9 protein-coding genes are annotated in these 9129 nt (G+C 45.0%); 4 read left to right on the forward strand and 5 right to left on the reverse strand.

Annotated features, from left to right (window positions below; all coding sequences use genetic code 11):
* Positions 1 to 190 precede the first annotated feature (190 nt).
* Both EXZ60_RS05165 and aspA read right to left on the reverse strand, forming a co-directional pair.
* A complete protein-coding gene (locus EXZ60_RS05165; protein WP_017042196.1) occupies positions 191 to 1504 on the reverse strand; it encodes an anaerobic C4-dicarboxylate transporter in 1314 nt (437 codons plus the stop codon).
* 148 nt (positions 1505 to 1652) lie between these two features.
* A complete protein-coding gene (gene aspA, locus EXZ60_RS05170) occupies positions 1653 to 3107 on the reverse strand; it encodes an aspartate ammonia-lyase (protein WP_115339360.1) in 1455 nt (484 codons plus the stop codon).
* A gap of 405 nt (positions 3108 to 3512) precedes the next feature.
* Between aspA and EXZ60_RS05175 the strand changes: the two genes are divergently transcribed.
* The 3 genes from EXZ60_RS05175 (at position 3513) to EXZ60_RS05185 (ending at position 5510) form a co-directional block, all read left to right on the forward strand.
* Positions 3513 to 4445, forward strand: a complete 933-nt coding sequence (locus tag EXZ60_RS05175) for a GGDEF domain-containing protein (RefSeq protein WP_010318327.1) — start codon at positions 3513 to 3515, stop codon at positions 4443 to 4445.
* A gap of 64 nt (positions 4446 to 4509) precedes the next feature.
* Positions 4510 to 5013, forward strand: coding sequence for an FxsA family protein (locus EXZ60_RS05180; RefSeq protein WP_174223809.1), 504 nt, complete (start codon positions 4510 to 4512; stop codon positions 5011 to 5013).
* A gap of 284 nt (positions 5014 to 5297) precedes the next feature.
* Positions 5298 to 5510 carry a cold-shock protein gene (locus tag EXZ60_RS05185; protein WP_013855834.1) on the forward strand — a complete coding sequence of 71 codons (213 nt, stop codon included), beginning with the start codon at positions 5298 to 5300 and terminating at the stop codon, positions 5508 to 5510.
* A gap of 96 nt (positions 5511 to 5606) precedes the next feature.
* Here the strand turns inward: EXZ60_RS05185 and trmL are convergent, their stop codons facing one another.
* From trmL to EXZ60_RS05200, 3 genes are all read right to left on the reverse strand, one after another.
* Positions 5607 to 6083, reverse strand: coding sequence for a tRNA (uridine(34)/cytosine(34)/5-carboxymethylaminomethyluridine(34)-2'-O)-methyltransferase TrmL (trmL, locus tag EXZ60_RS05190; RefSeq protein WP_013855835.1), 477 nt, complete (start codon positions 6081 to 6083; stop codon positions 5607 to 5609).
* 99 nt (positions 6084 to 6182) lie between these two features.
* Positions 6183 to 7583, reverse strand: a complete 1401-nt coding sequence (gene cpxA, locus EXZ60_RS05195) for an envelope stress sensor histidine kinase CpxA (protein WP_013855836.1) — start codon at positions 7581 to 7583, stop codon at positions 6183 to 6185.
* Positions 7583 to 8269 (reverse strand): response regulator, encoded by a 687-nt coding sequence (locus EXZ60_RS05200; RefSeq protein ID WP_277435418.1) that lies wholly within the window; start codon positions 8267 to 8269, stop codon positions 7583 to 7585. Before EXZ60_RS05200 ends, cpxA begins: the two co-directional genes overlap by 1 nt.
* 193 nt (positions 8270 to 8462) lie before the next feature.
* Between EXZ60_RS05200 and EXZ60_RS05205 the strand changes: the two genes are divergently transcribed.
* A complete protein-coding gene (locus EXZ60_RS05205) occupies positions 8463 to 8960 on the forward strand; it encodes a CpxP family protein (RefSeq protein ID WP_277435419.1) in 498 nt (165 codons plus the stop codon).
* Positions 8961 to 9129 lie beyond the last annotated feature (169 nt).

Here is a 9129-nt window from a genome sequence, read left to right on the forward strand (position 1 = left end):
TTCTTACGCTTTTTATTCGAAGACATGGAGATAGGCGGATAATCGTTGTAGGGTAAATATATTGAAATTTTATTCATTAAGCTGAATGAGTGAAGAGAAGTAATTATTTATTGCTTTATTGATATGTATCAATATTTTATACGTGACAAATAAAAAGGGAGCCAAAGCTCCCTTATAACAATAGTAGAGATTACATCAAAATATTGGAGAACAACAAACCAAAACCAATACTAAACACCATGCTTAACAAGCCTGGGAGCATAAAGCTGTGGTTGAAAATATACTTACCAATACGAGTGGTACCAGTCCGGTCAAAGTCGATAGATGCGATGATAGGGCCGTAGTTTGGAATGAAGAAGTAACCGTTAACGGCAACGAAAACCGCAATAATAATGGCTGGTGGCAAACCCAAGGTTATTGCAACAGGGACTAACACGGCTGTTGTTGCGCCTTGGCTATTGACCATCACCGACAGAGCAAATAACGCGAACGCGAATGTCCATGGTGCGACTTCCACTAAGCCAGAGACCGCTTCTTTGACCATGGCACCATGGCCGGCAATGAAGGTGTCACCTAACCAAGCGATACCGAAGATCGCCACGATGGCACGCATACCTGCATGGAATACGGAACCTTGGCTGATGGCGTTGCCGTCAGGTTTGCACAGTAAAATGATCAGCGCCGCGATAGACAGCATCACGATTTCAATCGTGTGCGCCATCCCCATGGCTGAGCCGTTAAATTGTGGGCGCAAGCTAGGCAATGCACCCATCACCACCACCACAATGGCACCGAACAAAAATAGCCCGACCGATTTTTTCGCTTGTGGCGTGATTTGAATATCAGCAATTGATACTTCTTGTTCCATCTCTGCGCGAAATTCTGGGTCTTGCAAGCGACGTTGATATTCTGGGTCGTCTTTCAGTTCAACACCGATTTTATTGACGAATAAGCACGCGCAAGCCAAACCAAGAATGGTACTTGGGATGGTGATCATCAACACATCCGTTAGCGTGATGCCTTGTGGTTCTAAGAAGGCGACTAACGCCACGACGGCGGCCGCAATTGGGCTAGCTACAATCGCAAATTGTGACGCGATCACCGCCATACCTAAAGGACGTTCTGGACGAATACCACTGCGACGGCTCACTTCAGCAATAACGGGCAGTACTGAATAGGCCACGTGACCTGTACCAGCCATCATTGTAAAAAAGTAAGTTACCAAAGGGGCGATGAAAGTGATGTGGCGAGGGTTTTTATGCAAAATGTTAGTGGCAATTTTGATCAAATAATCTAAACCGCCAGCCGCTTGCATTGAGGCTGCTGCTGCAACCACGGCCATGATCATCAACATCACATCAATCGGTGGGCTGGTTGGTTGCATGCCAAATCCAAAGCTCAGTACAGCAAGGCCAATACCGCCCATCACACCAAGCCCAATACCACCAATCCTTGCACCAATTAGGATACATCCTAATACGATAAGGAACTCAATTAAGAACATCTTATACTCCTAAAGATAATGAAAAATAGGGTCATTCTACAGGTTCAGCGATATTGAACGGTATGCTTTGCGCCATGATGTAACGCAATTTTTCCTCACTTAACAACTTGTAGAAAGTAAAAAGGCTCTGAATCAGAGCCTTTTTTGATTATTCGTAGCGTTTCGCTTTGTACTGAGGGCGCATAAAGTTTTCGACGGACAAGATGTCATCGAGCTCTTCGGCGGTGAGTAAGCCTCGCTCAAGCACCACTTCACGTACGCTCTTACCCGTTTCCGCACAAATTTTACCCACGATGTCACCTTCATGGTGGCCAATATATGGGTTAAGGTAAGTCACGATACCGATAGAGTTGAATACGTAAGCTTCACACACTTCTTTATTGACAGTGATGCCGTCAACACACTTGTCACGAAGGTTTATGCAGGCGTTTGAAAGAATTTCAATTGACTCAAACATGCTTTGTGCAATCACAGGTTCCATCACGTTTAGCTGTAATTGGCCACCTTCTGCGGCAAAGGAAATAGTGTTGTCGTTACCAAGTACTTTAAAGCACACTTGGTTGACCACTTCAGGCACCACAGGGTTTACTTTAGCAGGCATGATGGAAGACCCAGCTTGCAGTTCAGGTAGGTTCAACTCGTTTAGACCCGCGCGAGGGCCAGATGAAAGAAGACGTAAGTCATTACAGATTTTAGAGAGTTTCACAGCAAGGCGTTTTAGCGCGCCGTGCGCCATAACATAAGCACCGCAGTCAGAGGTTGCTTCAATTAAATCTTCCGCTGGTACCACAGCTAAGCCAGTCACCGCAGCAAGGTGTTTCACCGCCGCCGCTTGATATCCCGGCGCCGCATTCAGGCCAGTACCGATCGCTGTTGCGCCAAGGTTGATCTCAAGCAGCAGTTTAGAGGTGTACTCTAGGTTGCGGATCTCTTCATTAATGGTGACCGCCCAAGCGCGGAACTCTTGACCTACGGTCATCGGTACGGCGTCTTGCAATTGAGTACGACCCATTTTCAAAATGCCAGAGAACTCTTGGCTTTTTAGCTCAAACGCACCTTTTAGATAGGCAATAGAATCAATCAGTTTCAGGATGCTGTTGTATACCGCAATGCGGAAACCAGTAGGGTAAGCACAGTTGGTTGATTGGCTTTTATTAACGTGGTCATTGGGGTTGATGAACTCGTACTGACCCTTTTCTTTACCCATTAATTCAAGAGCAAGGTTTGCGATCACTTCGTTGGTGTTCATATTGACAGAAGTGCCGGCACCGCCTTGGTATACGTCTGACGGAAATTGATCCATGCACTTACCTGTTTCTAGGATCAAGTCACACGCTTGGAGGATGTAATTAGCCACTTGGCTTGGAATGACGCCGAGCTCTTTGTTGGCTAGCGTGGCGGCTTTTTTGGTCATCACCATACCGCGTACAAATTCAGGCACATCAGAAATGGTTGATTTTGAAATATTAAAGTTTTCGATAGCGCGCAGCGTATGAATGCCGTAATACGCGTCAGCAGGAACGTGACGTTGACCTAATAGATCTTCTTCGATACGAGTGGCCGAGTTAGCTGTAGCAGCTGTCGTTTCTGATAGGTTAGCCATAACAGGATCCTTAGAGAATTATTCTGATAATTAGTGAAATTATTAGCCATTTCTGCAACTTAAGAGTCCATTCGTCAGAGTTTTAGGCTGGAAAATCCGTCCTGACTTCTGTGGCACATCATACTTAACCTAGATTTAAAAAATAGTAAGTGGATCACCTTTTAAGTCAATATTTGATGAAAATTTGATGTGTATCCATAGGCGTTATTTTCAGGTTTAAAAAATGATTCTCACCTTGATTAACTAATAAGTGACGGTTATGTTGGTGGTGGTATTTATTTGTATGCATGGGGTTTGTTTGTATTTTGTTAGCGAAGGTTAGGCTTTGTCGGTGTGGATATTGAGTGATGGCTAAGTATATGGTCTATAAATGTAAGGATGGTATTGGCATAAGGATGTATTGATATGACGCAAGTCGATGGGCTCTCCCTTACACAGTTTCAAGACTATTTTTTCCGGTCGCTTGATATCATTCCTCTCCCGATAGTCGTTTCGCAAGGGATAATTTCTACCATAGAGGGAGATAACAATCGGCAGCATCTCTATTTTAATCAGACTTTTGTGAAAGAGTTAGGTTACACCATCCAAGATATTCCTGATATTTCTACTTGGTTTACCACGGTTTATCCAGATCCTGAGTATCGGCAAGAAGTTGCTCTAAGGTGGGAGAAGGAAGTCCATGCTTCGATGCTTGCGAACCGACAAATTGCAGAAATTCCCGCACTAATTAAGTGTGGTGATGGTTTGCAACGTTGGTTTACCGTAAGTGCTCAAATTAAGGCTGAGTGCCAGCCTAATTGGCATATCGTTACTTTCCAGAATATTCATCAATTAAAAGCGTCGTTGGAAGAGGTGCTTCATATCTCCAATTCCGATCCTCTAACCCATTTAACTAACCGACGTGGCCTAGAGTATTGGATTGAAGATAGGGAGTTGGGTTGTGATGTGGGGGTTATCATGCTCGACATTGATCATTTTAAATCGATCAATGATAATTTTGGACATATGGCGGGCGATCAATTGCTGTGTACCTTGGCCAATATTCTTTGGCAATCCACCAGTATTGATGCCTGCTGTGTGCGCTGGGGGGGCGAAGAATTTTTAGTTGCCTTACCCGGTGCATCTCCACAAGAGGTGATCGCAATGGCCAATAAAATTCGTTATCACATCGCTTCGTTTGGATTCTATTGGCAGGGGAAGCTTGTACCCGTGACGGTGAGTGCTGGCTGCACGACAGGCGTATTGTTTGATGGCCTTGATAGTTTGATTCAAAAAGCCGATGTTGCATTGTATCAAGCCAAGTTAGGTGGCCGTAATCAGGTTGTGTGCTTTGATTGACTAGCGGGTGTTGTAGTTGCTTGTGGTTGACGGTAAGGTGAGAGCAATAAACAAAGGAGGGCGTGTGTTTCCAATCTTACTTCTGGCTTTTATTTTTGTGCCAATCATTGAAATTGGTCTCTTTATCCAAGTAGGCAGCTTGCTAGGTATGTGGCCAACCATCGCCTTGGTGCTGATTACGGCATTCGTTGGTGCTTCATTGGTTCGTAGTCAAGGTATTCAGACCTTATTGAGTGTTCAACATCGCTTGCAACAAGGTGAGCTACCTGCTCAACAAATTGTTGAAGGTGTAATATTGGCGGTGGCTGGAGTTCTGCTTTTAGTTCCTGGCTTTTTGACCGATGCACTTGGTATGGTGGCGTTATTGCCAGCCCCTCGTGCGTTACTTGCCAACTATTTGATGAACAAAGTAGTCGTAAATAGTGCTAGTCATTTCCAAACGGAATTTCGCGCAGGCCGGCATAGTCATGGTTCTTTTTCCCAAACTCCTTTCTCATCATCGGAGGCGGGAGAAACATTAGAAGGTGAGTTCGAACGTAAAGAGGGCGAACGCAACAAGTTGAATTAAAAGGCTTTGATGAGCCTTTGGGATTGACCAGAGTTGACCGGACAATTTAGATCGCGAAATAGGTTGCTTAGTGTAACGTTAAAGCCTATAGTGGCCTCGCTCTGTTGTTCAGGGGTTATTAATGAAACAAAAAATAAAAGTAAAAGTAAATTCTCAGAATCCATCGTAAAAATTGATGTCCTCAGTGTTTCCCTTACCTTATTCGTAACATTAAATAATTCAATCTATCAGTGCATTGCGCATAAGCGCGATAACTTTATGAATTTAAATAAAAGGGACACATTATGTCTAACAAAACAACTGGTTCTGTAAAATGGTTTAACGAAACTAAAGGTTTCGGCTTCCTTACTCAAGATAACGGCGGCGCTGACGTGTTCGTACACTTCAATGCAATCGCTTCTGACGGTTTCAAAACTCTAATTGAAGGCCAAAAAGTGTCTTTCAATGTAGAAAACGGTCAAAAAGGCCTACAAGCAGCTCAAGTAACTGTTCTGTAATCTAGCCTAATATCTAGAATTAATAAAAAGGTCGCCTAGGCGGCCTTTTTGCTATTTGGTGATTTATCTTCCTACCGTTTTAGAACACTAGCGCTGTTATTGCGCACCTTCAAAGCCCATTTGACGCCACGCTTCAAACGCAATAATAGCGACCGCATTAGAGAGATTTAAACTGCGAGCTTCTGCCATCATCGGAATACGAATACGTTGTGTCATCGGTAGGCTTTCGATGACTTGCGCTGGTAATCCACGAGTTTCTGGGCCAAACATCAACACATCTCCTTTTTGAAACTGCGCATCGACGTGGTGCCCCGTGGTTTTAGTGGTACAAGCAAAAATCCGGTACGTTTCGCGCTCTGCATTGAGGTAGTCCATAAAGGCATCCAAGTTGGCATGACGCGTTACGCGCGCTAAATCGTGGTAATCAAGCCCTGCGCGGCGCACTTTCTTCTCTTCTAGATCAAAACCTAGCGGTTCAATAAGATGCAAATTAGCGCCGCAATTGGCACACAAGCGAATAATATTTCCGGTATTAGGGGCGATTTCAGGTTCGTAAAGTGCGATATCAAACATGGTATAGCTGCTCTTAAAGAGTGTGGGCCGGAAGTATAAGGTGACGAGCCTATTGAGTACAAGTCACCCGTTATTTGGCGATATAGGCATAAGTGGAATTTAACTATCCAATGGGAGCGTGAATTGTACTTTTAACCCACCTAATTGGCTGCGACTTGCGTGAATCGTACCGCTGTGTTGACGAATGGCACTTTCGGTGATGGCTAAACCTAACCCTGTACCACCACTGTGCCTATCACGCGCAGTGGAAACACGATAAAAGGGGCGGAAAATATCGTCTAACTCGTTTTCGGGAACGCCTTCACCATTGTCTTCCACGCAAACCGATAGTCTGCCTTTTTCGACCGAAAAGGTAATATTGATTTCATCTTTGCCATAGTAAATGGCGTTACGCACAATGTTTTCCAATGCGCTCATCAGCAGTTTTGGTGTACCGGAAATCGTGTGCGGTGGAATCGCATTATAGGTGAGTCTTTTTTCCATCTGCTCCGCCTCAAATTGGGCATCACTCAATAATTCCTCCCATAAACTGGATAGCGGTTGAGTTTCTCGGCTGAGATGGCTATTGGTTTGCATACGCGAAAGCGTCAGAAGTTCACCGATCATCTGCTCTAAACGCTGTGCTTCGGTGTCGATCCGCTCCAATTCTGAGCTGCTACCTTGTTTTCGAGTGGCAAGTGCATTGGCCATTCTCAGTCGCGTTAAAGGGGAGCGCAGTTCGTGTGAAATATCCGACAGCAATCGCTGCTGGCCAGAAATCATCTGATTGACGGCTTCTACCATTTGGTTAAAGCTTTTTCCTGCTTGGCGAAATTCACTGGTGCCTTTTTCTAAGCTTGGGTCGACCACAAATTCGCCGCGAGCGACCCGTTTGGCGGCTTGCTCGAGGCGGCTGGCGGGTTGACTCAATGCCCATGCGAGCCATAAGAGTAGTGGTGTACTGACGAGCATCACGGCAAGCAGTAGGCCGAACGGACGGTCGAATAGTTGCAATAAGAACGGAGGGGGCTCATTCCAGCGAATACCGACAAACATGAGTAGATCTTGCTTAGCAAGGGTAATTGGCAATGGACCTGAAATCATATAACGGCCATAGAGCTTCTGTTGTGGCTTATCAATGGATTCAATGCTGGTCACGAAATTTTGGAGTGCTTTAAACTTAAAGTCGGCTTGAGTTTTGGTGGTGAGAATTGTGCCATCTGGCGTTGTGATAAAGAATTGTGGAGTGCCGTTCTTCTCGCGCATGTGCCCTTCACCACGCTTGTTGCTGCTACTTTCTAAACGAAAGAGGATGCGTGTGAGTTCATGCTCATCTTTAAACATACTCTCTATTTTCTGTTTTAAGTGTGTAAGACGTTGGTATTCATCGCTAGGTATATCACGGGTTTTGCGAGGATCAAGGTGCGGCAGTGCTAATACTGCGATCAGCACCAGCAGCATCGTAAACCAAAAAATGGCAAAAATTCTGCCATAAAGGCTGTTGATCTTAGGTAGGCGCATTAATCCTCCAGAATCATGAGGTAGCCACGACCACGCAGCGTTTTAATCCGTGATTTACCATCGACACGCTCAGGTAATTTCTTGCGTAAATTCGAGACGTGCATATCAATCGCTCGGTCAAAGGCCGCCAACCGTTTTCCTAGAACATCAAGGCTGAGCGCTTCTTTAGTTAAGGTTTCGCCTGGGTTTTGCACAAAATGAGTCAGCAAGGCAAATTCCGTGGTGGTAAGGTCCAACAATTGCCCTTGGCAATAGGCTTCCTGCTTGCTGGGGTATACTTGAATATCTTGGCACTCAATGACTTCATTATGTTTGGTGCCATTGCTGGGTTGGGTTCGGCGCAAAATCGCGCGAATGCGTGCCAGCAGCTCTCGGTCACTGAAAGGCTTCGGTAAATAGTCATCCGCGCCGAGTTCTAGACCGATGACGCGATCGATCTCCTCTCCTTTGGCGGTGAGCATTAATACCGGGGTATGCCAGTTTTCACGTAACTTTTTCAGCGTTTCCATCCCATTAAGCTTAGGCATCATTACATCGAGTAAGACAAGATCAATACGATCATGAATGGCCGCGAGCCCGCTCTCACCATCATTCGCTTCTGAGACATCGAAGCCTTCATAGCTCAAGACTTCTTTTAGTAAGCTGGTGAGCTCAGTATCATCATCAATCAGAAGAATATGCGCCATGTGTCGCCTCGTCGTTGGGGAAGTTATGGGTACAGTTTACTGCGAAATAGGCAAGATATTCAGTGAGCAATAAGCTCTTTACGATTCTTTACGATTCTTTACGCTCACTATACGTTGCTTTACCGTACAGGCCCTATTCTACACTCAAGCGCTGTGAATACAGCTTGTTAGAATCCACTTAGTGAAGGAATAGATGATGAAAATGGCAAAAAAATTAGTACTTGCGGCGGTGATACTTCCTCTGACTCTTAGCACAGCAAGCGTCTTTGCATTTGGTGGTAAAGAGCAGCATAAAGGCCCAAATGATGAGTGTGGCGGTTTTGATCGCGGCATGATGCAGCAGCTTGATTTGACGTCTGATCAACAAGCAAAGCTGAAAGGAATACGTGAGGCGAATCGCGAAGCGATGAAGGGTGAGCACAAAGGTCAACGCCAAGCGGAAATGAAAGCGCACCATGACAAAGTACAGGCTCTCGTGCTCGCTGAGAACTTTGATGCGGCAGCGGCAAATGAACTAGCCAAAGAGATGGTCGATCAACAGGTCGCTCACCGTGTCAAGATGCTAGAAAAACGTCATGACATGATGAGTGTGCTAACTCCGGAACAAAAAGCAAAACTGCAAACGCTACAACAAGATCGCATGCAGAAGTGCATGGAAAATGGTTCTAAGCACATGAAAAAAAATAGCTAGTCATTGATAACCGCTAATCATTGATAATAGGCCTCGGGTGAGTAATGCCGATCAGTTAAGGCCAAAGTGATCGGTTGAACGATCCTTCAGAGCTGTCAAAATCCAAGTGTATTTAATGCACTTGGATTTTTTTATGGATGTTTCTCAAGCTCTAAACATAATTAATGAT

The sequence above is a fragment of the Vibrio sp. 1151_11 genome, from assembly GCF_029478525.1.
Taxonomy (GTDB): Bacteria; Pseudomonadota; Gammaproteobacteria; order Enterobacterales; family Vibrionaceae; genus Vibrio; species Vibrio anguillarum.

What these genes read in the sequence shown, in the direction of transcription:
- EXZ60_RS05165 (WP_017042196.1), bottom strand. Translation starts at nt 1,504, where the DNA reads ATGTTCTTAATTGAGTTCCTTATCGTATTAGGATGTATCCTAATTGGT.
- aspA (WP_115339360.1), bottom strand. Translation starts at nt 3,107, where the DNA reads ATGGCTAACCTATCAGAAACGACAGCTGCTACAGCTAACTCGGCCACT.
- EXZ60_RS05175 (WP_010318327.1), top strand. Translation starts at nt 3,513, where the DNA reads ATGACGCAAGTCGATGGGCTCTCCCTTACACAGTTTCAAGACTATTTT.
- EXZ60_RS05185 (WP_013855834.1), top strand. Translation starts at nt 5,298, where the DNA reads ATGTCTAACAAAACAACTGGTTCTGTAAAATGGTTTAACGAAACTAAA.
- trmL (WP_013855835.1), bottom strand. Translation starts at nt 6,083, where the DNA reads ATGTTTGATATCGCACTTTACGAACCTGAAATCGCCCCTAATACCGGA.
- cpxA (WP_013855836.1), bottom strand. Translation starts at nt 7,583, where the DNA reads ATGCGCCTACCTAAGATCAACAGCCTTTATGGCAGAATTTTTGCCATT.
- EXZ60_RS05200 (WP_277435418.1), bottom strand. Translation starts at nt 8,269, where the DNA reads ATGGCGCATATTCTTCTGATTGATGATGATACTGAGCTCACCAGCTTA.
- EXZ60_RS05205 (WP_277435419.1), top strand. Translation starts at nt 8,463, where the DNA reads ATGATGAAAATGGCAAAAAAATTAGTACTTGCGGCGGTGATACTTCCT.